Source organism: Curtobacterium sp. P97 (assembly GCF_023712445.1).
Classification (GTDB): domain Bacteria; phylum Actinomycetota; class Actinomycetes; order Actinomycetales; family Microbacteriaceae; genus Curtobacterium.
Genome location: NZ_JAMAYF010000017.1, coordinates 34,391 through 57,489, shown reverse-complemented (window position 1 = coordinate 57,489; position 23,099 = coordinate 34,391). Strand labels below are relative to the sequence as shown.

At 71.7% G+C, this 23,099-nt stretch carries 23 protein-coding genes; 6 read left to right on the top strand and 17 right to left on the bottom strand.

All coding sequences use genetic code 11. The features are described from left to right. Positions 1-253: VOC family protein (locus M3677_RS15665; RefSeq protein ID WP_368859916.1), on the bottom strand; the 253-nt coding region annotated here is incomplete at its 3' end. A gap of 52 nt (positions 254-305) precedes the next feature. Beyond that, on the bottom strand, positions 306-1,097 hold the full coding sequence (locus M3677_RS15660) for an SDR family oxidoreductase (protein WP_066652145.1): 792 nt from the start codon (positions 1,095-1,097) through the stop codon (positions 306-308). Positions 1,098-1,206: 109 nt separating this feature from the next. Between M3677_RS15660 and M3677_RS15655 the strand changes: the two genes are divergently transcribed. Next, a complete protein-coding gene (locus M3677_RS15655) occupies positions 1,207-1,731 on the top strand; it encodes a hypothetical protein (RefSeq protein ID WP_209684029.1) in 525 nt (174 codons plus the stop codon). Further along, on the top strand, positions 1,728-2,357 hold the full coding sequence (lepB, locus tag M3677_RS15650) for a signal peptidase I (RefSeq protein ID WP_066652147.1): 630 nt from the start codon (positions 1,728-1,730) through the stop codon (positions 2,355-2,357). Before M3677_RS15655 ends, lepB begins: the two co-directional genes overlap by 4 nt. Here lepB and M3677_RS15645 read toward each other — a convergent pair. Continuing rightward, on the bottom strand, positions 2,293-2,739 hold the full coding sequence (locus M3677_RS15645; RefSeq protein WP_251160999.1) for a hypothetical protein: 447 nt from the start codon (positions 2,737-2,739) through the stop codon (positions 2,293-2,295). The two genes, lepB and M3677_RS15645, sit on opposite strands and share 65 nt — an antisense overlap. Before the next feature lie 117 nt (positions 2,740-2,856). Here M3677_RS15645 and M3677_RS15640 point away from each other — a divergent pair, with 117 nt between their 5' ends. Then, entirely contained in the window at positions 2,857-4,053 is a 1,197-nt protein-coding gene (locus M3677_RS15640; RefSeq protein ID WP_251160998.1) for a PP2C family protein-serine/threonine phosphatase, read from the top strand. 251 nt (positions 4,054-4,304) lie between these two features. Here the strand turns inward: M3677_RS15640 and M3677_RS15635 are convergent, their stop codons facing one another. Together M3677_RS15635 and purD are read right to left on the bottom strand one after the other, a co-directional pair. Next, complete coding sequence (locus M3677_RS15635; protein ID WP_066657742.1) at positions 4,305-5,165, bottom strand: phosphoribosylaminoimidazolesuccinocarboxamide synthase; 861 nt, start codon at positions 5,163-5,165, stop codon at positions 4,305-4,307. A gap of 5 nt (positions 5,166-5,170) precedes the next feature. Then, positions 5,171-6,439, bottom strand: a complete 1,269-nt coding sequence (gene purD, locus M3677_RS15630) for a phosphoribosylamine--glycine ligase (RefSeq protein WP_251155374.1) — start codon at positions 6,437-6,439, stop codon at positions 5,171-5,173. 57 nt (positions 6,440-6,496) lie between these two features. Here purD and M3677_RS15625 point away from each other — a divergent pair, with 57 nt between their 5' ends. After that, positions 6,497-6,859: a sterol carrier family protein gene (locus tag M3677_RS15625; RefSeq protein WP_066657743.1), complete on the top strand. Its 363-nt coding sequence runs from the start codon at positions 6,497-6,499 to the stop codon at positions 6,857-6,859. 346 nt (positions 6,860-7,205) lie between these two features. Here M3677_RS15625 and M3677_RS18515 read toward each other — a convergent pair whose 3' ends face one another. Further along, complete coding sequence (locus M3677_RS18515; RefSeq protein WP_251160997.1) at positions 7,206-9,797, bottom strand: LuxR C-terminal-related transcriptional regulator; 2,592 nt, start codon at positions 9,795-9,797, stop codon at positions 7,206-7,208. A 202-nt stretch (positions 9,798-9,999) separates the two neighbouring features. Here M3677_RS18515 and M3677_RS15615 point away from each other — a divergent pair, with 202 nt between their 5' ends. Then, positions 10,000-10,428, top strand: coding sequence for a hypothetical protein (locus M3677_RS15615; RefSeq protein WP_251160996.1), 429 nt, complete (start codon positions 10,000-10,002; stop codon positions 10,426-10,428). Between the two features lie 87 nt (positions 10,429-10,515). Here M3677_RS15615 and purF read toward each other — a convergent pair whose 3' ends face one another. Beyond that, positions 10,516-11,973, bottom strand: a complete 1,458-nt coding sequence (gene purF, locus M3677_RS15610) for an amidophosphoribosyltransferase (protein ID WP_066652154.1) — start codon at positions 11,971-11,973, stop codon at positions 10,516-10,518. A 71-nt stretch (positions 11,974-12,044) separates the two neighbouring features. Between purF and purM the strand changes: the two genes are divergently transcribed. Next, positions 12,045-13,145 (top strand): phosphoribosylformylglycinamidine cyclo-ligase, encoded by a 1,101-nt coding sequence (gene purM, locus M3677_RS15605; RefSeq protein WP_251160995.1) that lies wholly within the window; start codon positions 12,045-12,047, stop codon positions 13,143-13,145. Between the two features lie 498 nt (positions 13,146-13,643). On the opposite strand, the gene M3677_RS15600 is transcribed toward purM, so the two are convergent. The 10 genes from M3677_RS15600 to M3677_RS15555 all read right to left on the bottom strand — a co-directional run bounded on the left by M3677_RS15600 (position 13,644) and on the right by M3677_RS15555 (position 22,996). Further along, positions 13,644-13,865 (bottom strand): DUF3073 domain-containing protein, encoded by a 222-nt coding sequence (locus M3677_RS15600; RefSeq protein WP_066652157.1) that lies wholly within the window; start codon positions 13,863-13,865, stop codon positions 13,644-13,646. A 169-nt stretch (positions 13,866-14,034) separates the two neighbouring features. After that, on the bottom strand, positions 14,035-14,475 hold the full coding sequence (locus M3677_RS15595) for a DoxX family protein (RefSeq protein WP_251160994.1): 441 nt from the start codon (positions 14,473-14,475) through the stop codon (positions 14,035-14,037). A gap of 171 nt (positions 14,476-14,646) precedes the next feature. Beyond that, complete coding sequence (locus tag M3677_RS15590) at positions 14,647-14,913, bottom strand: DUF3072 domain-containing protein (protein ID WP_066652161.1); 267 nt, start codon at positions 14,911-14,913, stop codon at positions 14,647-14,649. Between the two features lie 107 nt (positions 14,914-15,020). Continuing rightward, the gene (locus M3677_RS15585; protein WP_251160993.1) at positions 15,021-15,776 is read right to left on the bottom strand and encodes a hypothetical protein; all 756 of its coding nucleotides are present in this window, start codon (positions 15,774-15,776) and stop codon (positions 15,021-15,023) included. 13 nt (positions 15,777-15,789) lie between these two features. Next, positions 15,790-18,039, bottom strand: coding sequence for an APC family permease (locus tag M3677_RS15580; protein WP_251160992.1), 2,250 nt, complete (start codon positions 18,037-18,039; stop codon positions 15,790-15,792). Positions 18,040-18,167: 128 nt separating this feature from the next. Continuing rightward, a complete protein-coding gene (locus M3677_RS15575) occupies positions 18,168-18,749 on the bottom strand; it encodes a PadR family transcriptional regulator (protein ID WP_251160991.1) in 582 nt (193 codons plus the stop codon). Continuing rightward, positions 18,746-19,591: a DUF4097 family beta strand repeat-containing protein gene (locus M3677_RS15570; RefSeq protein ID WP_066652169.1), complete on the bottom strand. Its 846-nt coding sequence runs from the start codon at positions 19,589-19,591 to the stop codon at positions 18,746-18,748. The genes M3677_RS15575 and M3677_RS15570 overlap by 4 nt, the downstream gene beginning before the upstream one ends. A 133-nt stretch (positions 19,592-19,724) precedes the next feature. After that, positions 19,725-21,032 (bottom strand): ABC transporter substrate-binding protein, encoded by a 1,308-nt coding sequence (locus tag M3677_RS15565; RefSeq protein WP_066652171.1) that lies wholly within the window; start codon positions 21,030-21,032, stop codon positions 19,725-19,727. A 94-nt stretch (positions 21,033-21,126) separates the two neighbouring features. Then, positions 21,127-22,029 carry a carbohydrate ABC transporter permease gene (locus M3677_RS15560; protein ID WP_209684009.1) on the bottom strand — a complete coding sequence of 301 codons (903 nt, stop codon included), beginning with the start codon at positions 22,027-22,029 and terminating at the stop codon, positions 21,127-21,129. A gap of 10 nt (positions 22,030-22,039) precedes the next feature. Beyond that, positions 22,040-22,996 carry a carbohydrate ABC transporter permease gene (locus M3677_RS15555; RefSeq protein WP_081984625.1) on the bottom strand — a complete coding sequence of 319 codons (957 nt, stop codon included), beginning with the start codon at positions 22,994-22,996 and terminating at the stop codon, positions 22,040-22,042. Between the last annotated feature and the right edge of the window lie 103 nt (positions 22,997-23,099).

Here is a 23,099-nt window from a genome sequence, read left to right as displayed (position 1 = left end):
CCTGCGTGTCGAACAGGATCGCGGTGTGGAAGAGCCCGGCCTCGTGCGGAGCGGCGTGCCGCATCGCGGGGGCGTGCTCGAGGACGACGATCGGCGTCGACCCACGACCGAGCACGGCGGTCCCGCCCGCGTTCGTCAGCACCGTCAGGCCGACGCCGTCGCGGTAGTAGGCGACCATCGTGTCGAGGTCGGCGACCCGGAGCGTGACGGCGCCCATCCCGGTGTCCGCGGCGAGGAGGTCCTGCGTGTGCATGGCACCAGTGTGCGCCGATTTGGTTGACGCGTCAACCAAATCGGTCCGCGCGCTACTTCGCGCTGAACCCGCCGTCCGTCTTGAGCAACTGGCCGTTCACCCACCCGCCGTCCGGCCCGAGCAGGAACCCGACGAGCGCCGCGGTGTCGGTCGGCATCGACGGGCGCCCGAGCGGGGTCTGCGCGACGGCGGCCCGGCGGATCTCGTCGGTCATCCACCCGGTGTCGTTCGGGCCCGGGTTCACCAGGTTCGCACTCACCCGCACGTCACCGAGCTCGAGGGCAGCCCCGACGATCAACCGGTCGAGTGCGCCCTTGCTCGTGCCGTACGGCAGGTTGAACCCGACGTGGTCGCTCGTCAGCGCGACGATGCGACGGCGGTCCTCCGGTACGGCTGCACCCTCGCGGAGCCGCCGCGCGTACGCCTGCACGACGAGGAACGGCGCGCGCACGTTCACCGCCAGGTGCCGGTCGAACGACTCCACCGTCGTGGTCGCGAAGTCCGAGTCGACCGACTCGCAGTGCGACATCACCACGGCGGTCACCGGCACGCCGGCCTCTGCCTCGGCGCGGCCGACGAGCGCGGCCGCCTGCTCGGGGTCGGCCAGGTCGACCGGGAGGCGCGTCACCCGTGCCCCCGCACGCTCGGCCTCCGCGACCACCGCGTCCACCCCGTCGGGGTCGGCCGCGCCGTGCACGCGCGCGTCGTACGGCCCCCACCACGAGAGGGCGAGGTCCCAACCGTCGGCGGCGAGCCGCGTCGCGATCGCGGCACCGATCCCGGCGCGGCGGCCGACGCCCGTCACCAGGGCGAGCGGTCTGCTGGTGAGCGGTCCGTGGGTCATGGGTCGTGCCTCCCGTCCGGGCGACGCGTCGGTGCGTCGCCCGACCAGGATGGCATCGCACACGGGATCCCGTCGGCCCGGCGCGGCGCGGCAGGGCCAGGATGGGAGCATGCCGCCCTCCCGCCGACCCGACCTGGCGACCTTCCCGGTCGACCGTCTGCGCGACCGCATGTCGTCGTACATCTACGGCAACATCACCGTGCTCGCGGTCGCGATCGCGGTGGGGCCGGAGCAGATCGAGCACGGGGCAGCGGTGCTCACGGTGCTCGCGACGGCGGTGCTGACGTACCTGGCGCACGTGCTGTCCCACCTCGTGGCGCACACCATCGGCGACACCGGTGACGACGCCGAGCACCGGGAGACGATCGGGGCGATCCTGCGCGACGCGAACCCGATCGCGACCTCCGGCCTCATCCCCGCGGTGCTCTACGCCGTCGCGTGGGCGGACTGGCTGCCGGCGCAGTGGGCGCAGACCGCGGCGATCGTCATCCTCGTCGTCCGCATCGGGATGGTCGGGGTGTTCCTGCAGCGGTTCAGCGGACGGCGTCCGACGTTCCTCGGGCTCTGGGGTGGCATCGTGCTCGCCGCGGTGGCCTTCGTGATCGGCCTGGTGAAGGTGGTGGTGACGCATTGAGCGAGCAGACCGACGAGTCGCGTGCCGGACGACCGGTGCGGTCCGGGTGGCGCTTCGTCCGCGACCTGGCGGTCATCGTGGTCGTCGCGCTGCTGGCGTCCTTCCTGGTGAAGGCCTACCTGGTGCGGGCGTTCTCGATCCCGTCGGGCTCGATGGAGCGCACGCTGCTGATCGGGGACAACGTGCTGGTGAACGAGCTCGTGCCGGGCGTCGCGCCGCTCCGCCGGGGCGACGTCGTGGTCTTCCGCGACCCGGGCGACTGGCTGACCAGCGAGCAGGGCGACGACCTCATCAAGCGGGTGATCGGGCTGCCGGGCGACCGGGTGTCGTGCTGCGATGCCCAGGGACGGCTGTCCGTGAACGGCCACGCGGTCGACGAGCCGTACGTGGTCCGGCCGTCCGACGTGGACCGTGTCTCGGCGGAGGACTTCGACGTCACCGTGCCCGCGGGGCGGATCTGGGTGATGGGCGACAACCGGTACGAGTCGGCCGACTCGCGCATCCACGGGACGGTGCCGACGGCCGACGTCGTGGGCCGGGCGTTCGTCGTGACCTGGCCGGTCACGCGGTGGAGCGTGCTCGGCCGGTACGGCGAGGAGTGGGACGCGGTGCCCGACCCGCGGTGAGGGATCCCGCGCAGCGCGGTGGACGGGCCTGCAGCCGGGTCGGCCGGACGCGGTGGCCGGTCAGCAGCCGGGTCGTGCTGAGCGTGACCCGCGTGACGTCGTCGCCCGACACCATCGTCCGGACGGAGCACAGGTCGCCGGCCCGCACCGTGACGTCGCCGAGCGGGACCCCGGCGAAGTCCGCGGTGCCTCCCGGGAACACCCGCTGGTGCTCGGACAGCTTGCCGGTCGCGGCGAAGACCTTCACCTCGTAGGGGCGATCCGCAGCGTTCGACGACACGGTCACCGAGATCTGCCCGGTCGAGTCGTGGGCGCCGCACCCCGTCAGCGAGAGCGCGGCGGCAGCGCCGAGGGCGAGCACGAGCGGAGCACGACGGATCACCGTGCCGAGGGTACGCGCGTCCGACGGAGGCGCGTGTCCGGCGGATCCGGTCGCGCGCTCCCGGGTCCACCGTTCTGGGGAGGGGCGCTCCCACGGCGGACCAGTAGCGTGGAGGGCATGCACCAGGGGACCTCACCGACCTCCGCCGGATCATCGCCCGACGCCGTCCGCCGCGCGGCCCTCGTCGCCGCGCTCGACGTCGTCGACGGCGGGCCCGAGGAACGCTTCGAGCGCATCACGCGGATCGCCCGCGAGGCGTTCGGTGTCTCGGGCTCCTTCCTCAACCTCGCCGCCACCGAGGTCCTCACCATCAAGTCGCAGCAGAGCGACGCCGTGTTCGGGCCGACCATCCCGCTCCGAGACACGTTCTGCGGCCGCACGCTCGACCAGGCCGGTCCGATCGTCGTACCGGATGCCCGCGCCGACGACCGGTACGCCGACATGCCGATGGTCGTCGAGGACCCCAACGTGCGTTTCTACGCCGGTGTGCCGCTCCGCGTCGGCGACGACCACGTCAAGGTCGGCACGCTCTGCCTGGTCGACCCGCAGCCCCGGACGCTGGAGCCCGACGACCTGGCGCTGCTCGAGGAGCTCGGCGTGTGGGCGGAGCGCGAGCTCGCGGCCGGCGCGGACGAGGACCGCCTCCGGAACGTCCTCGCCGGGCTGCAGCCCACGCCGGTCACGGTGCCGGGGTACCGGATCGGCGGCATGTCGGTCCCGCACGGGGTGGTCTCCGGCGACCTGCACGAGTGGCACCTCGCCGGTGACGCCCTGCACCTGACGGTCGCGGACGTGATGGGCAAGGGCATGTCCGCCGGGCTGCTGGCGGCGACGATCCGCGGAGCGCTCCTCGCGCGGCCGGACGAGGAGCCCGGGCGGGCGATCGCCGCCCTGGACGAGCAGGTCGCGCCGGACCTCGGCCGTGCCGAGTCGTTCGCCACCATGTTCCACGGCCGGCTCGATCCGACCAGCGGGCGGATGGACTTCGTCGACGCCGGGCACGGCCTCGTCCTGCAGATGCGTGCGGACGGCCGTGAACGGACGCTCCTGTCGAACGACCTGCCGATCGGCCTGCACCCGGCCGGGCTCACCCGGTCGTCGGGGTCGCTCGTGCTCGAGCAGGGTGACGTCCTCGTGCTCGTCAGCGACGGTGCGCTCGAACTCTGGGACTCGACGCTGCAGTCGCTGTCCCGGCTCGGGGCCCTGTGGCGCGAGGAGCCCGAGATCGACGCGTTCCTGGGTCGGGTCCGCGCCCGCGCGCTCGAGCACGACCCAGGTGACGACCTGACGGTCGTCGTGCTCGTCCGCGACTGAGCCACGGCGACCGGCGACCGGCGGTCGTCGGTCGTCGGTCGTCATGTGGTCGGACGGGAGGCGCGCGGCGGCCCCGCCACGCGCCTCCCGGCCGGCACCCGGTCACGTCGCGCTCCGCTGCGGACGACACACCCTGCTGTGGCGGGGCGCGACGTCCGTGCGAGGGCGCGACGTCCGTGCCGGGGCGCGATCCGTGATCGGCGGACGCGTGGCGGGACGCACCCGGCCGGGCCGCGACGCCGGCCCGGCGGTCAGGCGCCGAGGCGCTCGATGAGCTCCGCGTAGCGGGCGGCCGTGCGGTCCACGATCTCCGCCGGCAGCACCGGCGGGGTGCCCTGACGGTCCCAGTTCGCGCTGAGCCAGTCGCGCACGATCTGCTTGTCGAACGAGTCCGTGCGGCTGCCGGAGCGGGCGTCCCAGTAGCGGCTGGAGTCGCTGGTCAGGACCTCGTCCGCGATCCGGATCGTGCCGTCGGTGTCGCGGCCGAACTCGAACTTCGTGTCGGCGATCACGACGTCGTGCTCGAGGGCGATCGCCGCCGCCTCACCGTAGACGCGCAGCGACAGGTCGCGGAGGGCCTCGGCGTCCTCGCGCCCGACGAGCTCGACGGTCTGCTCGAAGGAGATGTTCTCGTCGTGCTCGCCCTGCGGCGCCTTGTAGGCCGGGGTGTAGATCGGCTCTGGCAGGCGGTCGCCCTCGGACAGCCCCGCGGGCAGGGGGACACCGCACACGCTCTGCGTCTCGCGGTACTCCGCCCAACCGCTGCCGACCAGGTACCCCCGGACGACGCACTCGACCGGGAACATGGCGAGCGGCAGCACGTGCATGGACCTGGCGGCCACGGACTCCGGCACCGGGGTCCCGCCGGCACCGGGGTCGACCAGGTGGTTCGGGACGTCCGCGATGCGGTCGAACCAGAAGCGCGACAGCCGTGTCAGGAGCTCGCCCTTGCCGGGGATCGGGGGTTCGAGTGCGAAGTCGTAGGCGCTGACCCGGTCCGAGGCGACGAGCAGCAGCTCCGACGCGCTCGCGACGTCGTCGACGCCCGCGGGCACGTAGAGCTCGCGGACCTTGCCCGACGAGACGTGCCGCCAGCCGGGCAGCTCGGACACGGCCGTCACCGTGCGACCTTCGCGGCGATGTCGGTGCGGTACTGCGCCCCCTGGAGCGCGATGTCGCCGAGTCCGGCGTAGGCGCGCTCCCGGGCCTGTGCGAAGTCGGTGCCCGTCGCGACGACGCTCAGCACCCGGCCGCCGGTGGCGACGAGGTCGTCGTCGAGCACGGCGGTCGCGGCGTGCGCCACGGACACGCCCTCGCGCGCCTCGGCAGCGTCGATGCCGGTGATGACCCGACCGGTGTGCGGGTTCTCCGGGTAGCCCTCGCTCGCGAGCACCACCGTGACCGCGACGTCGGTGCTGAACGCCGGTTGCGGAGCCGACGCGAGCTGTCCGGTCGCGGCCGCCGTCAGCAGGGCGCTGAGCGGCGTGGTCAGGCGGGGGAGCACGACCTGGGTCTCCGGGTCGCCGAAGCGGGCGTTGAACTCGATGACGCGGACGCCCTGTTCGGTCACGATGAGCCCGCAGTAGAGCAGGCCGATGAACGGCGTCCCCTCGTGCTCGAGTCGACGGACGGTGGGGAGCGCCACGAGCTCGGTGACCTCGGCGACGAACGCCTGCTCGGACTCCCACCGCTCGGCGAGCCACGGGAGCGGGGAGTAGGCGCCCATGCCGCCGGTGTTCGGACCGGTGTCCCCGTCGCCCAGGCGCTTGTGGTCCTGTGCGGGGCTGAGTGCCCGGACGTCGTGCCCGTCGCTCAGGAAGAACAGCGAGACCTCTTCGCCGTCGAGGAACTCCTCGACCACCACGCGGCCGTGCTGCAGCCAGTACGTGGCGTGGTCGACGGCCGCCTGCCGGTCCTCGGTCACCAGGACGCCCTTGCCCGCGGCGAGCCCGTCGGCCTTGACCACGTACGGTGCCCCGAGCTCGTCGATCGCGGCCACGGCCTCGTCCACCGTGCCGGCGTACACGGGGCGTCCGGTCGGGACCCCGGCCTCGGCCATGATGCGCTTCGCGAACGCCTTCGACCCCTCGAGCTGGGCGGCCGCACGGCTCGGGCCGAACACCGGGATGCCCCGGGTCCGGAGCGGGTCGGCGACCCCGGCGATCAACGGCGCCTCGGGCCCGACGACCACGAGCTCCACGCCGTTCTCGATCGCGTACTCGGCGATCAGCTCGCCGTTCGTGGGGTCGAGCGACACGGTCTCGACGTCGGCGGCGATGCCGGCGTTGCCGGGGGCCACCGTGATGACGTGTCCGGCCCGCTCTGCGAGGAGGGCCGTGATGATCGCGTGCTCGCGGGCACCGGAACCGAGGACGAGGATTCGCACGCGGCAAGCCTACCGAGCGCGACACGCCGTCCGCGATGCGACGGCTAGCCTGTGGACATGCCGCCGAAGAGGATCGAGGACGCCGCAGGACGCTCCGCGCTCGCCGCCGTGCGCGCGGGTTCGACCGTCCGGTCGGACGTCGCGACCGCGGTGCGGTGGACCCTGCAGCGCCTGGCCGACGACGTCCCCGGCAACAGCGTCGAGGTCCGCGTCCCGCCCTTCGCCGCGGTGCAGGCGGTCCCCGGTCCACGGCACACACGGGGGACCCCGCCGAACGTGGTGGAGACCGACGCCACGACCTGGCTGGCCCTGGCGCTGGGCGAGCTGCGGTGGGACGAGGCCCTGGCGGCGTCGCGGGTCAGCGCGTCCGGCTCCCGGGCCGACCTGACGGCGTTCCTGCCGGTCCGTACCGCGGTCTGACGCCGGTCGCGCCGCTGCGGTCGCGCGGCCGGGTGACCCGGCAGCCGGGGCGCTCGGCCGGGTCGTACAGCCTGACTCACCGACTTAGGTAGGTCCTACCGATGTGACCGACAGGACCACCCGCGTAACGTCGAAGTCGCCGGGATTCGGACCCGACCCGAACGGGTCCGAACCCGGCGACAGGGTTCAAGGTACGCGACATGCTGCCTTCGTTGTCAACCGGTACGGCGAGTCGTGCTGCAAACCGCAACGATCGCGGTCCCATCGGGGACCTTTCCTGACCCTGCGTCAGCTTCCGAGGCGGTTCAGGACGCCGCCGGACGACCATCAGGACGCCGACGCGTGGTCAGCGGGCGCCGAGCAGCTCCACCAGCTCCGACCGCGCGTGCACGTCCCACTTCGCGAAGATCCGCGACATGTGCGCGTCGATCGTCCGCACGCTCAGGCTCAGCGTCTCCGCGATCCGCCGGTTGCTCAGGCCCTGCGCCGCGAGTTCCGCGACCTCGTACTCCCGGTTCGTCAGCGGTGGGCGGACCAGACCGGCGGACACGGCCATCCCGTGCGCGGCGAGGACCCCCTGCGCCGCCACGACCCGCGTCCGGTCGCCGGCGAGCTCGGCGTCCGCGTACTCGACGACCGCGCGGGCGAGGGGACCGTCGACGCGCGCTGCGGCTTCGCGCATGCGGGCGAGCGACGCGGTGGTGTCCCGCCCGGACGTCATGTCGTGCGTGTAGTGCTGCGTCACCGCGTACATCACGTGCAGCCACGACCCGTCACGGGTGCTGCGCTCGATGATCTCGTCCGCGTGTCGGAGTCCGGCCGGGTTGCCGAGCACCGTCTCGGTCCAGGCGATCGACACCGCCACCTGCTCGCCGGTGATCCGCATCGCGCGGCCCGGTGTGGTGCGGGCGCGCTCGAGCGCCGCCGCTGCGCGCTCGGTGTCGCCGGCGTACGCGTACGCCATGGCCAGTCGTGCCCAGGGGTAGGCAGCGAACCCGCCGTGGTCGGCCACGTCGTAGCGCTCGCACGCCGCCGAGAACGCGGCGATCGCGTCGTCCCACCGTCGCTGGCCGATCGCGTGGTTGCCCAGGCCGATCAGCTCGAGCGTGAAGTCGTACTTCAGGAACGGGCTGCCGCGTCGGACCGGGATCTCGGTGACCAGGTCGGCCATGTCCCCGCGCCAGACCTGCACCTGGTGCAGCACCGAGACGTTCTCGCCGACGCCCCACGGGGCGGCCTCGACGTGCTCGACGGCGGTGGCGATCGCCCGACGCGCGAACGCGGCGGCCTCCTCGAGCCGGCCCTCGGTCGCGAGTGCCATGGTGACGCACGGCGCGAGGCACAGGAGCGACACGGGCACGGTCGGCTGCTGGAGGATGCGCGACCGCTCGATCTCCGCCCGGACCTCGGCGAACCGACCGCCCCAACCCAGGTGGGCGAGCCGGAGCAGCCGGACGTGCTCGGCCGTCTCCGGACCGACGAGGGGCGCCAGGGCCTCGGAGAGTGCCACGGCGGCGTCGACGTCGTCGTCGTGGAACTGCCGGATGTTCGCCAGTGTCTCGCACGCCTCGACCACGACGGCGTCGTCGATCTCGCCGGCGCGCTTCCGGGCGAGGTCCCACGCGGCCTCCGCGTCGGCGCGACCGGCCTCACGACCCGTGCTGTACGAGTGCGCGATGGACCGCAGGCAGAGGGCGGTGACCCGCTCGGTGGCCGTGAGCGCGGTGCGCAGTGCGGCCGAGGCCAGGGCGACGGCGCTCTCGTGCTCCTGCAGCCGGACGGCGACCTGGGTGGCGTCGATGAGCTGGCCGACCGACGGCAGCACACCGCACTCGAGCGACCAGAGCGCGGCGCGGAGCCGGGCGGCGGGCGGCGCTCCCTCCGGCCGGGCGGTCCGGAAGGCGTTGGCGCGCGCGAACAGTGCCGTGCGCCGCGCGACCGGCACGAGGCCACGGACGACCTCGCCCACGAGCGGGTGGGACGACCGGACGATGCTCGTGCCGTCCTCGGCGGAGTCGACGGCGACCAGGCCCAGCGCGACGACCCGGTCGACATCGCCGCCGGACACCATCCCGAGCAGTCGGACGAGCGGGATCGGGTCGGCGAGCGCGACGATGTCGACGACGTCACGGAGGTCCTCGGGCAGCGCGCCGAGCTCGGTGCGGTACATGTCCGCCAGGCTGTTCGACGCGGTGACCCGGCCGCGCCAGTACCAGCCCGTCGCGGTCTGGTCGAGTGCCCCGGACGTCAGTGCCGCGCGGACGACCTCGCGCAGGTACAGCGGGTTGCCGGCGGTCGCCCGGTGCACGCGCTCGGTCGAGGCGGTCTCGAGCTGCGCGCCGAGTGCCTGTGCGACGACCTCGCCGGTCTCGTGCAGGTCGAGCGGGGCGAGGTCGATGCGCTCGAGCAGGTCGTCCTGCCACAGTGCGCGGAGCGGCTCCGACAGTGCGGTGAAGTCGCGGCACGTCAGCACGAGCCGCGCACCCTGGTCGCGGACGAGCCAGGCGACGTACCGAGCCGAGATGGCGTCGAGGTGGTCGGCGTCGTCGACGCGCAGCACGACGTCGCGGTCGGCCAGGTCGTCGGTCTCGCGCAAGCGGCGTGCGGCCGAGGCGTCGTCGACCAGGTCCGCCAGGGCCGCCGGCAGCTCACCGAAGCGGTCCGCCACGGCACCGAACGGCATCGAGCGACCGGCTTCGACCGCGGTGATCGGCACGACGACCGTGCGACCGGTGGGGTCACGGCGAGCGACGCGGTCGGTCACACGGGCGGCGGTGGAGGTCTTGCCGAGCCCCGGTGCGCCGACGATCGCGACGCTCCAGCGGTGCTCGGCGACGACGGAGACCGCGCGGTCCTCCTCGCGGCGCTGCACGATCGGCCACGGGACACGTCCGGGCGTGCGGGGGCGGCGACGCCCACGGACGGACTGTTCGTGCACCCCGTCACCTCCCGTTCCTGGTCGTCCGCCTGCTCCCCCCGGCTCACGGATCCCGTTCCCGGGCTCCGACATCGTCCTCGACCGGGTGGTCGGTGTCCGACGGACTGCGTTCCGTGGATACCGACCGGTAGGGACATCATGCCCTGGATCGGTCGACGCGCAACAGGCCGACGGACGTCCCACAGTGGGGGACAATGGTCGGGTGAGCGACACCGACCGACCCGAAGACCGCCCGGCAGCGCCGGCCGCGACGCCGGCTCCGAGCGCCGTCAGCTCGGCGGACGAGGTCACCATCCGCCGCGCACCGAAGTTCGGCGTGTTCATCGTCGGCGGCGCGGTGCTCGGCTTCCTCGCGACCCTGCTGGTCGTGACGCTCACCATGGACATCGACCGCGGCGACCAGCAGGACGCCGACTTCGGCACGCTGGTCGGCTACTTCTCGCTCTGGGGTGTCACGATCGGCGCCTTCGTCGGGGCCGTCGTGGCGATCGTCCTCGACCGCGTGTTCGCCCGCCGCGCCGCCCGCCTGACGGCGGAGCGCGTCGAGGTCGAGCCGGCCGAGGAGACCGTCGACGGCGAGGTCGAGGAGCACGGTGACGCGGGCGGACCCGCGGAACGTACCGACCACTGACGGTCTGCACCGCACGACGGACGGGAGGCTCCCCACCAGCTGGTGGGGAGCCTCCCGTCCGTTCCGTGGTCGCCGTGGCGACGCGACTCAGCTGAGCTGGTTCGCCTCCACCCACGACAGGTACTCCGGGCTCACCGTGCCGGTGACGTACTCACCGGTGAAGCAGCTCATCTCGAGGTCGGTGACGTCCGAGCCCTCGATGATCGCGTCACGCATGTCCGCGACCTCCTGGTAGATGAGGTGGTCGCTGCCGAGCACGCGGTTGATCTCCGGGATCTTCCGGTCGTGCGCGATCAGCTCGGCGCGGGTCGGCATGTTGATGCCGTACACGTGCGGGTACCGGACCGGGGGAGCGGCGCTCGTGAACGTGACCTCGTTCGCACCGGCTGCTCGCGCCATCTCGACGATCTCGCGGCTCGTGGTGCCGCGGACGATCGAGTCGTCGACGATCAGGATGTTCTTGCCCTTGAACTCGGACGACATCGCGTTGAGCTTCTGGCGCACCGAACGCTTGCGCTCCGCCTGCCCGGGCATGATGAACGTGCGGCCGACGTAGCGGTTCTTGAAGAAGCCCTCGCGGTAGTCGATGCCGAGCTTCTGCGCGACCTGCATGGCCGCGGGTCGGGACGAGTCCGGGATCGGCATGACCACGTCGATGTCCCCGGTCGGGGCGTACTGCGCGATCGTGTCGGCCAGGCGGTTGCCGAGACGGAGGCGGGCGTCGTACACCGAGATGCCGTTCATGACGGAGTCGGGACGCGCGAGGTAGACGTACTCGAACGAGCACGGCACCAGGCGCGGGTCCTTCGCGCACTGGCGGGCGTGCATCTGGCCGTTCATCTCGATGAACACGGCCTCGCCCGGAGCGATGTCGCGGACGACCTCGTAGCCGCCGGACTCGAGCACGAGGGACTCGCTCGCGACGACCCACTCCGGCTGCCCGGCCTCGTCGAACTTGTGGCCGAGGATCAGCGGTCGGATGCCGTACGGGTCGCGGAACGCCAGCAGGCCGTGTCCGGCGATCGTGGCGATCGTGGCGTAGGAGCCCTCGACGCGCTCGTGCACGCGCTCGACCGCGTCGAACACCTGACCGGCGTCGAGCTCGCTGCCGCGGACCTGGCCCTGGAGCTCGTGCGCCAGGACGTTGACCAACAGCTCGGTGTCGCTCGTCGTGTTGAGGTGACGGCGGTCGATGTCGAACAGCTCGCGGGTGAGCTCGCGGGTGTTCGTCAGGTTGCCGTTGTGCACGAGCACGATGCCGTAGGGCGCGTTCACGTAGAACGGCTGGGCCTCTTCCTCGTTGCTCGCGACGCCCTTCGTGGCGTACCGGACGTGTCCGAGGCCCATCGTGCCGAGCAGGGCACGCATGTCGCGGGTGCGGAATGCTTCACGGACGTGCCCACGCGTCTTGTGCATGTGGTGGACGCGACCCTCGACCGTGGCGATGCCCGTCGAGTCCTGGCCCCGGTGCTGCAGGAGCAGCAGGGCGTCGTAGATGGATTGGTTGACGGGCCCCTGCGCAACGAGGCCGACGATGCCGCACATTCGCGGAGTGCTCCAGACCGTAGGATCGGGTGGTACCGAACAAGTCTGCCATGCTCCGCGGAGGACCACGCATGCCGAACCCGTACGCTGCCGCCGGTGTCGACACCGCCGCCGGTGACCTGGCCGTCGAACTCATGAAGTCCGCCGTCTCGGCGACCCACAACCCATCGGTGCTCGGTGGTGTCGGCGGGTTCGCCGGGCTCTACGACGTCTCGTTCCTCAAGGACTACGAGCGTCCGCTGCTCGCGACGTCGACCGACGGCGTCGGCACGAAGGTCGCCATCGCGCAGGCGATCGACAAGCACGACACGATCGGCCAGGACCTCGTCGGCATGGTCGTCGACGACATCGTCGTGGTCGGCGCGAAGCCGCTCTTCATGACGGACTACATCGCCTGCGGCCGGGTCGTGCCGAACCGCATCGCCGACATCGTCGCCGGCATCGCCCGCGGCTGCTCGGCGACCGGGACCGCCCTGGTCGGCGGCGAGACGGCGGAGCACCCGGGGCTGCTCGGGCCGGACGACTACGACGTGGCGGGTGCCGCGACCGGTGTCGTCGAGGCCGGACGCCAGCTCGGCGCGCACCTCGTCGAGGACGGCGACGTCGTCGTGGCGATCGAGTCCTCCGGGCTGCACTCGAACGGGTACTCGCTCGTCCGGCACATCCTGTCCGGCAAGGGCATCGGCTACACCGACCAGCTGCCGGAGTTCGGAGCGGGGGTCTCGGTGGGCGAGGCCCTGCTCGAGCCCACCCGGCTGTACACCGCGCAGCTGCTCGACCTGCTCGACGCCCGACCCGGCGTCGTCCACTCGCTGTCCCACGTCACCGGTGGTGGCATCGCCGCGAACCTCGCGCGGGTGCTGCCCGTCGGCACCTGGGTCGAGGTCGAGCGCTCGACGTGGACGCCCCCGACGGTGTTCCGGGTGCTCGCGGACATGGCGGGGACACCGGTGGAGGACACCGAGGGCACCTGGAACCTCGGCATCGGGATGTTCGCGGTCGTCGCGGCGTCCTCGGCATCGGCGGTGCTCGACGACCTGCGGGCCGCAGGGCTGCCCGCGTGGACGGTCGGCACGGTGTCGACCTCGGCGCGGGACCTGGACGGGTTCGAGCAGGGCGCCAAGGGCGTCGACGGGGGAGCGGTCCGGCTCGTCGGTTCCTACGCGGGCTGAGGCGCACCGCCCCGACCTCGTCGGCCGCGCGGCGTCGTACGGTCGCGCCGAGCTGACGGCGTCGTGCGGTCGCGCGGCGTCACCGTCTGCGCCGAGCTGACGGCGTCGGCGATGTTCCACCGGTACCGGAGCGGCCGTCCTGGTCGCACGACCTGCCGCGTGCGGTCGTTCCGGTCGCGCGAACTGCCGCTCATGTCGAAGGTGAGCGGCAAGTCCTGCGACCGAAGCTCGCCGCCGCGTGCGGTGGTGCGGCGAGGTCGACCCGCTCGGGCCGGCGTCGGCGATGTTCCACCGGTGCCGGCGCGGCCGTCCTGGTCGCACGACCTGCCGCGTGCGATCGTTCGGGTCGCGCGAACTGCCGCTCATGTCGAAGGTGAGTGGCAAGTCGTGCGACCAGGGCTCGAGCCCAGCGAGCTGGACGTGCCCGCCGACCGCCGGAGCCCGCGCACACGACGACGCCGCGCGACCCCGGAGGGTGCGCGGCGTCGACGGTCCGGGTCAGGCGGACTTGTCCTGGTCCTGCTGGGGCTCGAACTCGTCCTCGTCGTCGCCCGGTTCCTCACCGTACTGGTCAGCCCAGCGGTCGACGTAGGAGTTCTCGTCCGAGTGTTGCCCGGCGGAGAGCTCTCGCTCGAGCGCACCGTAGTTCGTGTCCGGACTGAAGTACTTCAGCTCCCGGGCGACCTTGGTGTGCTTTGCCTTCTGACGGCCGCGCCCCATGCGTGACCCCCTCGTGATCGGCTCTGGTCCGGTCCTGGCGGGTGCATGGTTGCCACCCGGGGAACCGAACGGTTCGTGGTTTGAAATCTGCCGATCACTCTACCATGTACCCCGTTCCCCACCTGCCCATCGGCGTCCCCCGTCGGCCGGTCGGAGAGGTGACCAGGGCTCACGCCGCGAGCGGCTCCGGCACGCCCCGCTTCCGCCGTGCCGAGCGCAGGACGAGGGCGTCGAGCGAGAACTGCCCGGGCCCGGTCAGGGCGATCGCGAGCGAGGCGACGGCGAGCACGAGCACGTACTCGAAGCCGCCGTCCTGGGCGAAGAACCCCGCGGTCGCGTGGGCGAGCAGGCCCGCGACGACCATGTCGACCGCGAGCAGCAGTCCGACGACCCGAGTCGCGACGCCGACCACGAGCAGGATCCCGCCGACGAGCTCGAGGCCGGCGACGAGGGGTGCCGCGACCTCGGCGAGCGGGACGCCCATGCCCGAGAAGCCCTGCGCGACGCCGGGGATCCCCTGCGCGAACTTCTGGGCGCCGTGCGCGGTGAACACCACGCCGAGGACGATGCGGAGCGCGGTCAGGCCGATGGAGGTCGATGTCGTTCGCATGGCGACGACGCTATGCGGTGACGTGTCATCGACCCGAGGCCCTCGGGGGATTGTCCGCACTCGGCCAGGGGTCACCCAGACGTCGGTCCGCCGAATCGGGGACCGACGCTCAGGAACGACCGACGCCGGTCCACCACAGCGGGGACCGGCGTCGGGCGACAGGGTGTCGCGTCAGGAGTCCGCGCCGCGCCCGGTCTGCTGCTGCAGGCGGTCGATGTGCTCGGACGCCTCGGCCTTGCTGAGGTCCGCGGGGAGCTCCTCGCCGGCCTCGCGGGCGAGGGTGTCGAGGTAGCTGCGCTGTGGTCCGGTCATGGGCTCGTCGCCGGTCACCCACTGCTCCGGGTCCTTGCTCGCGGTCGTCGAGGGGTCGGGACGCTCGCCGCCCAGGGTCTCGCCCTGGTGCGACTCGTCGGGGGTCTGGTCTGCTGCGTCGGTCATGGCGCTGAACCTACGCGCGACGCCGGACACGACACGCAGCGAGGGCGTCCCCCAGGGGACGTGCGCCGGCACGCGGACCGGGCTCCCGACCAGGCGGACGGCGGCGCTCAGACCGGCGTCGCCGTGTAGCGCACCAGGTCCGGTCCGACGCCGCTCGTCGCGATCGGCACCTCGTCGCCGCCCTGCTCGATCCAGATCGTCGCCGCCCGCTCGTCGATCCGGACGACCTCGTGCAACGACCCGTCGATGAGCACCGCCGCCCGCACGGACACCTGCCCGGTGGACGCCCGGGGCGGCAGCCCGACCACCTCGGCGTCGTACGCGGCGTACCGACCGGGGGAGAGGAACGGCGAGACCGGGGTGGTCACGACCTCGAGACCACCCTCGACGGCGCGCACGGCGACCAGGCGCACCGCCTGGTCGGTGGGCAGGGGGACGTCGACCACCGGGGCGTCGACCGGACCGGCCAGTGCACGGAAGGCGGGCCGACCGTCGGGGGCGAGCAGTCCCTCCAGGCCGTCGATCCGCACGCGACCGCGGCCACGCGAGTCGGCGTAGAGCCCCGACTCGAGCCCGGAGCGGCGTGCCTCGAGCCGCGTGACCACGACGCGGTCCGGTCGGTACCAGTCGCGGAGCGTGGCCGGGTCGACCCAGCCGATGCTGGCGACCCCGCGGGCGAGGTCGGCGCGGTCGTCGGCGGGGCGTTCGTCGAGGGCTCCGAGCGGGTGCTCACCGCGCACGGCGACGAGTCCGGCGTACGGCCCGGCCACCGGTGGTTCGTGGTCGAGCACCTCGACGCGCTTCGACACCTTGCCGCCGTGGCCGTCGAAGGTCGCGAAGGTGCGCAGGTCGGAGATCGTCATGTCGCCGACGATGCTACGACCGGCCGCCGTCACGGCGTGCAGGTGTGGGGACGAGGAGGTGCACCTCGCCCGTGCACTGGGTCGGGTCGACGCCCTCCGCGGGACCGGCGGGACGCGACGCCCGCCGCGGCTGCAGGCCGTCGCGCTGCACCGGCGATCCCACCGGCTGCAGGCTGTTCCGCTGGACGGACCGGAGCAGACGGTCCTCCTGTGCGTCGTGGTGGGACACGCCCTGCGGCGAGCGGCGGAGGGCCGGCCGGACCGGCTCACCGCGGCGTTCCTGCCCCGGCAGCGGACGGGAGCGTCGGCCGTAGAGCAGTTCTGACGAGTCGAGCAGCCACGGCACCAGGGCCACGGTCACCCCGTGCACCAGCAGGAGCTTCTTGCGGATCCGGCGCCCGCGGTGGTTGTGCAGCAGGGTCTCCCACCAGTGCCCGACGACGAAGACCGGCGTGTAGACGGTGACGACCTCGGACCCGTGCTCGGCCCGATGCGCCTTGATGTACCGGATCAGCGGCATCGAGATGTCGCGGTAGGGACTCGGCACGACGGTGAGCGGGACCTCGATCCCGTGCTCGACCCACTGCTCCTGCAGCCGGCGGGCCTCGGCGTCGTCGATCGCGACGTGCACCGCCTCGAGTCCGGCGTGCTGTGCCGCGATGGCGTAGTCGATCGCCTTGAGCACCGGCTTCTGGAGTGTGTTGACGAGGACGATCGCGTGGTCGCCGGTCGCGCCGAACTGCGTGTCGACGTCCGCCTCGACCTCGTGCGAGACGTCGCGGTAGTACCGGTTCACGCCGAGCATGAGGACGAACAGCACGGGCATGATCACGAACACGAGCCAGGCGCCGTGCGTGAACTTCGTGATGGTGACGACGACGAGCACGACGAAGGTGGAGGTCGCGCCGATCGCGTTGATCGTCAGCGAGCGCCACACCTGTCCGCGGTCGACGGGCTCGTCCGCGCTGCCGTCGCGGTCCGAGCGCAGCAGGCGCAGCCAGTGCCGGACCATGCCGGTCTGGCCGAGCGTGAACGACACGAAGACGCCGATGATGTACAGCTGGATGAGACTCGTGACGTTCGCGCGGTAGACCACGAGCAGCGCGACCGCGACGAGCGCGAGCACGATGACGCCGTTCGAGTAGATGAGGCGGTCGCCGCGGGTCGACAGGGCCTTCGGCGCGTAGGAGTCCCGCGCCAGGATCGAGCCGAGCAGCGGGAAGCCGTTGAAGGCCGTGTTCGCGGCGAGGAGCAGGACCGCGGCCGTCGTCGCCTGGACGACGAAGAACAGCACGCTGCCGCCCCCGAAGGTCGCGGCGGCGATCTGCGCGATGAGCGAGCGCTGCGGTGTGGTCGCGCACGCGGTGAAGCCCTGCAGGTCGCACGCGCGCTCGGCGTAGTGCACGTGCGAGACGAGCGCGAGCGTGATGAGCCCGACGAACAGCACGATCGCGATCGAGCCCATGAGCACCAGCGTCGTCTGGGCGTTGCGGATCTTCGGGCGGCGGAAGGCCTGCACGCCGTTCGCGATCGCCTCGACACCGGTCAGGGCCGAGCAGCCGGACGCGAACGCGCGCAGGAGGAGCAGCACGAAGGCCGCCTGCGTCGTGTGCTCGACGTTGTCGATCGTGTACGCGGCGGACTCGGCGACGGGGGCGTTGCCGAGGGCGGTGCGGACCAGGCCGGTGACGACCATGACGAACACCGAGCCGACGAACAGGTAGGTCGGCACCGCGAACGCCTTGCTCGACTCGCGGACGCCGCGCAGGTTCACCCCGGCGAGCAGCACGACGAAGGCGACCGCGAGCTCGACGCGGAACGTGTCGAGTCCCGGCAGGGCCGAGATGATGTTGTCCACGCCCGAGGCCACCGACACGGCGACCGTCATGACGTAGTCGACGAGCAGCGCGCTCGCCACGACGAGGCCGGCCTTCTCGCCGAGGTTCCGGTGGGCGACCTCGTAGTCGCCACCGCCGGACGGGTAGGCCTTGACGAGCTGCCGGTAGGACGCGACCACCACGACGAGCAGCAGCACCACCACGGCCGCGACCCACGGGGCGAAGGTCAGGAACGCCATCCCGCCGAGCAGCAGGATCATGAGGAGCTCCTGCGGGGCGTACGCCACGCTCGACAGCGGGTCGCTCGCGAAGATCGGCAGCGCCAGGTGCTTCGGGAGGAGCTGTCCCTCGAGCTTCTCGGAGGGCAGGGGATCGCCGATCAGTCGCGCCTTGAGCGACCGGATCTCGTTCGTCACGAGCGGCAAACCTACTCAGTTGCGCGCCCGAGTCAACACTGTGGGAACGGACAGGCGGCGACGGCCGTGCGCCGGACGCACGCCGACGGGCAGCGGACGGGAGGCGCGGCTCGCCACCACCCGTCCGCCGGCGGCCGTCAGACGGAGCGGCGCAGGGCCTCCAGGCCGTCCCGCAGGCGCGTCACCGTGTCCTCGGTGAGCGTCCCGCGCGTCGCGCGGCGACGCAGGTCCGCCCGGACCTGCTGCCGGAACGCGGCGATCGCCATCTCGACCTCGCGCAGGGCGCGGATGCCATCCGTCGGGACGTCGACGGGCTCGTCGGCGGTCTGACCGCGCGTGGCCTGGGCGCTCGCGGCGAGGTCCGCTCGGAGCGAGCGCATGGCCTCGCCGACCGAGGCGCGGACGCCGTCGGCCAGGGACCGCACCGAGTCGGCGACCCCGGACTCGACCGCGGCGAGCTCCTCGGCGCGGGCGTCGAGCTCGGCACGGCCGGCGTCGGTGATCGCGTACACGGTCTTGCGGCCGTCGACGGTCTTGGTGACGAGCCCCTCGGACTCGAGCTTGGCGAGCCGCGGGTAGACGGTGCCGGCGCTCGGGACGTACGCGCCGCCGAAGCGCTCGCCGAGGGCCTGGATGAGCTCGTAGCCGTGCATGGGGCGGTCGGCGAGCATGGCGAGCAGTGACAGGCGCAGGTGACCGTGCGCGAAGACGGGGCTCATTCGGACGCCTCCGCGCCGGTCGGGGCGTCCGTCGGGGCGGCCGGGGCGGGCGGGGCGTGCAGGACCGCGACGTCACCCGAGACCGAGTTGACCTTGAGGTCGAGCCACTGCCCGCTCAGCTCGCCGCCCTGCTTGACGTACGAGCCGCGGACGCCGCGGATCTCGGAGTCGTCGAACTGCAGCTTGCCGGACGCGGTGCTGACGGTGCAGCGGTACGGGACGCCGTCCTCGAGCCGGACGCTCACCGAACCGGACACGGTGTTGATGCGTGCGGCGTCCGGGGTGCCCTGCAGGTCGAGCACCACGTCGGCGTTCACCCCGTCGGCCGTGAGGCGCGGGATCGCGCCCGTCGCCACGACGTCGCCCGACACGGTGCGGACCGTCAGTGCGCCGTCGAGGTCGCGGACCGTGGTCGCCCCGGAGACGGCGTGCACGGCGAGGTCGCCCGCGAGCCCGTCGACGACGACGTCGCCCGAGACGGTGTTCACCGAGGCGCCGCGGTTCGTGCCGGAGAGCAGCGCCCCCGCGGAGACGACGCCGACCGTGACCCGTGCGTCGCGGGGGACCAGCACGCTGACGTCGGCGGTGGCGCGACCGCGGAACGACCTGAGGAAGCCGAGCGGGTCGTCCCACCGGACCTGCGGGTGGTCGATGGTGAGCGTGTCGCCGTCCAGCTCGATCTTGAGCGGCTTGCCGGACACGCCGTGCACCTCCACCCTGGCGGTCGGTTCGTCGTGGGCCACGACGTCGACCTGCCCACCGGCGAGCCCGACGCGCAGGGCGCGGACGATGCCGGTGTCGATCACCTTGGGCTCCTCGACGAGCCACTTCTCCTGGGCCATGTTGCCTCCTCGAACTCGCGATGTATCGCGTGTGTGGAGTCACGGTACATCGCGAGTGGCCGGTTGTCACCAGGCCAAGGATGCAGGACGGCCCCGCTCCCGGTGGGGAGCGGGGCCGTCCTGCGGAGCGGGCCTACTTCGCGGCGTCGTCCAGCGCCGCCTGTGCCTTCTCCGCCGCCGCGTCGAGGGCCTCCTTCGGGCTGGTCTTCAGCAGCATCGCGGACTGCAGCTGCGTCGACAGCGCCGCGCTCACCTCGCCGTACGCGGTGATCGACGGACGGGCCTTGGCGTACTCGAGCTCGTCGGCGAAGGCCTTGAGACGCGGGTTCTCGTCCAGGTACTGCTTCCACGTCGCGTTGTCCGCCGTGGCCTGGTTCGCGGGGAGCAGGCCGGTCGCGATGTCCCACTTCGCCTGGGTGTCCGGGCTGAGCCACCACTGCAGGAACTTCCACGAGGCGTCCTGCTTCGCGGTCGTCGTCTCGATGATGTACGAGTTGTTCGTGCCGAGGTTCATCGCCGGCTCCTCGATGCCCGGGAGCGGGAAGACACCGACGTTCTCCTTGCCGAGCGTGCTGTCGATGGTCGACAGGTCGTACGCGCCGGTGATCGCCATCGCGGCCTTCTTCGACGTGAGCGCGGGGACGGCGCCGTTCGTCGAGGTGGTCAGGAGCGACTGCGGGTAGGCCGAGCCGTCCTGCAGCATGTCCGTCCACGCGGTGAGGGCCTTCACGCCCGCGTCGCTGTTGAACTCGACCTTGGTGTTGTCCTCGTTGAGGAAGTCGCCGCCGGCACCCCAGAGCATCGACTGCCACGTGAAGACCGGCCACTCACCGGTGCCGATCGGCAGGTAGGCACCGTACTGGGTCGTGCCCTTCGTCAGCTTCTTCGCGTCGTCCTGGAACTCCGCCCACGTCGTCGGGGTGTCGGTGATGCCCGCGGCCTTGAACATCTCCTTGTTGTAGACGACGGCGTAGTCGCCGATGTCGGTCGGCAGCGTGTACTGCTTGCCGTCGAACTCGCCGGTCGAGAGCATGCCCTCGGTGAAGCTGTCCTTCGTGACGTCACCGCTCGACAGGTGGTCCTCGAGCGGCAGGACCTTGCCGGTCTGGATCACCTCGCCGGTCTGCTGCGGGGTGCTGTCACCGAGCACCATGTCGGGCCCGGTGTCGTTCTTCAGCGCGTTGATGAGCTTCGCGTCGAACTGGTCGGACGAGGCCGCGTACTGGGGCTGGACGTCGATCTCGTCCTGCGAGGAGTTGTACTCGTCGATGAGCTTCTTCACCTCGGTGGCCTGCGGCCCCGTGTAGTTGTGCCAGACCGTGATCGTGGTCTTGCCGCCGCTGCCGCCGGAGTTGCCGGTGACGGAGCCGCCGGAACACCCGGACAGGGCCAGTGCAGCACCCACGGCGAGGGCCGTGGCGCCGAGCAGTCGCTTGCGCATGAGTCGTCCTTTCTCGGACTTCGGGTGGAGCGAAGGGTGCCTCCGCGTGGAGCGGAGGGCGATGAGGAGGAGTGGAGCGAGGGGCGGTGCGGGATCAGCGGAGTCCGCCGGCCATGGCCGACACGATCTGCTTCTGGAAGATGATGAAGACGATGAAGACCGGCAGGATCGCCAGCGTCGAGCCGGCCATCAGCAGGTTGAAGCTCTGGCTCGCGTTCGCGGACTGCAGCTGCGTGAGGCCGACGGAGACGGTGAAGAACTCGGTCCGCGACGCCACGAGGAACTGGAAGAAGAAGTTGTTCCAGTTGTAGACGAACGACAGGACCGCGAAGGACCCGATCATCGGGGTCGCCATCGGCGTCACGACGGACCACATCCGCCGCCACACCCCGGCACCGTCCACCCGGCTGGCGTCCTCGATCTCGCTCGGGAACGACGTGAAGAACTGCCGGAAGAGGAAGGTGCCGAGGATCGACGGGATGTTCGGGACGATGAGGCCCTGGTAGCTGTTCAGCCAGTGCAGCGAGGACAGCAGGGTGATGAGCGGCGTGAACACGACCTCGAACGGCACGAGGAGCGCGGCGAGCAGGACGACGAAGACGATGTTCTTGCCGGGGAACTTCAGGCGCGAGAACGCGAAGCCCGCAGCCAGGCTCGTCACGATCTGCCCGAGGGTGGTCGCGATCGCCACGACCGTCGAGTTGAAGAAGTACAGCCCGAAGGGGGCGACGGTGAAGATGTCGGTGTAGTTCGACAGCTCCCACTGCCGCGGCAGGAAGGTCGGCGGGAAGGCGAGTGCCTCCTCCGAGGACTTGAAGCTCGTCAGCAGCATCCAGAGGAACGGGCCGAAGAACAGCACGACCGCGACGAGCAGGATGACGTGCCGCAGGACGGCGGGTGAGTGCTTGCGGAACAGCACGCCGAACGGGCGGCTGCGGTGCGGACGGGAGGCGCGGTGTGCGTCCGCCGGGAGGGTGCGGGAGGTGATCTGGGTCACGGTGGCGGTCCTAGTTCAGCTCGACGGGATCGCGGCGGTTGATGACCCGCAGCTGGACGACCGCGACGAGGATGCCGACGATGAGCAGGAGCACGGCGGCAGCGCTGGCCGAGCCACCGTGGAAGAACACGAAGCCCTGGTTGTAGATGTAGTAGAGGATCGTCTCGCTCGAGTTGATCGGGCCGCCCTGGGTCAGGACGTAGACCTGCGTGAAGACCTGCAGCGCGCCGATCACGCCGGTGATCGCGAGGAAGCCCGTGGTCGGGGCGACCAGGGGGAGCGAGATCCGGAAGAAGCGGCGGATCGGCCCGGCGCCGTCGAGCGTCGCGGCCTCCATGTAGGACGCCGGGATGTTCGTGAGCGCGGCCGAGTAGATGATCATCGTGTAGCCGACGCCCTGCCAGATCGAGAACACGATCACCGAGACCAGGGCCCACGGCTCGGACGTCAGGAAGCCGATCGGGGGAGCACCGAGCGCGGTGACCACGCCGTTCACCAGACCACCGAGCGGCGACAGGATGAAGCTGAAGATCAGCGCGCTGCCGACGATCGGGGCGATGTACGGCACGAAGAGCAGTGCCCGGTAGACGCCGCGACCGCGGAACGGCTGCGCCAGCAGTGCCGCGAAGAACAGCCCGAGGGCCATCGTGATCGGCACCACGACCACCACGTACAGCGCCGTGTTGCCGGCCGCCCGGACGAACTCGCCGTCCTGGAACAGCCCGGTGAAGTTCGACAGGCCGACGAAGCCGTTCGTCTCGCCGGACGCGGGGTTCCAGTCGGTGAACGAGTAGAAGACGGTCTGCGCCAGTGGGTACAGGTAGAACAGCGCCAGCAGCACCGTCGTCGGGGCGATGAGCACGTAGCCCGCTCGGCCCTCGCGTCGTTCCATCCGGCTCGCGTCCGCAGTGGACGACCGTCGACCGGGGACACGCACCCGGGCCGGGTTCTCAACCGCACTCGTCATGCGGACCTCCTCTTGGCTCGTCGTTGAACGCTAGGAATCGGCTGTTTCGAGCAGATTACCGTTCGATCACCAAAAGTAAACAGTCGAATCTGCAACGACTTCG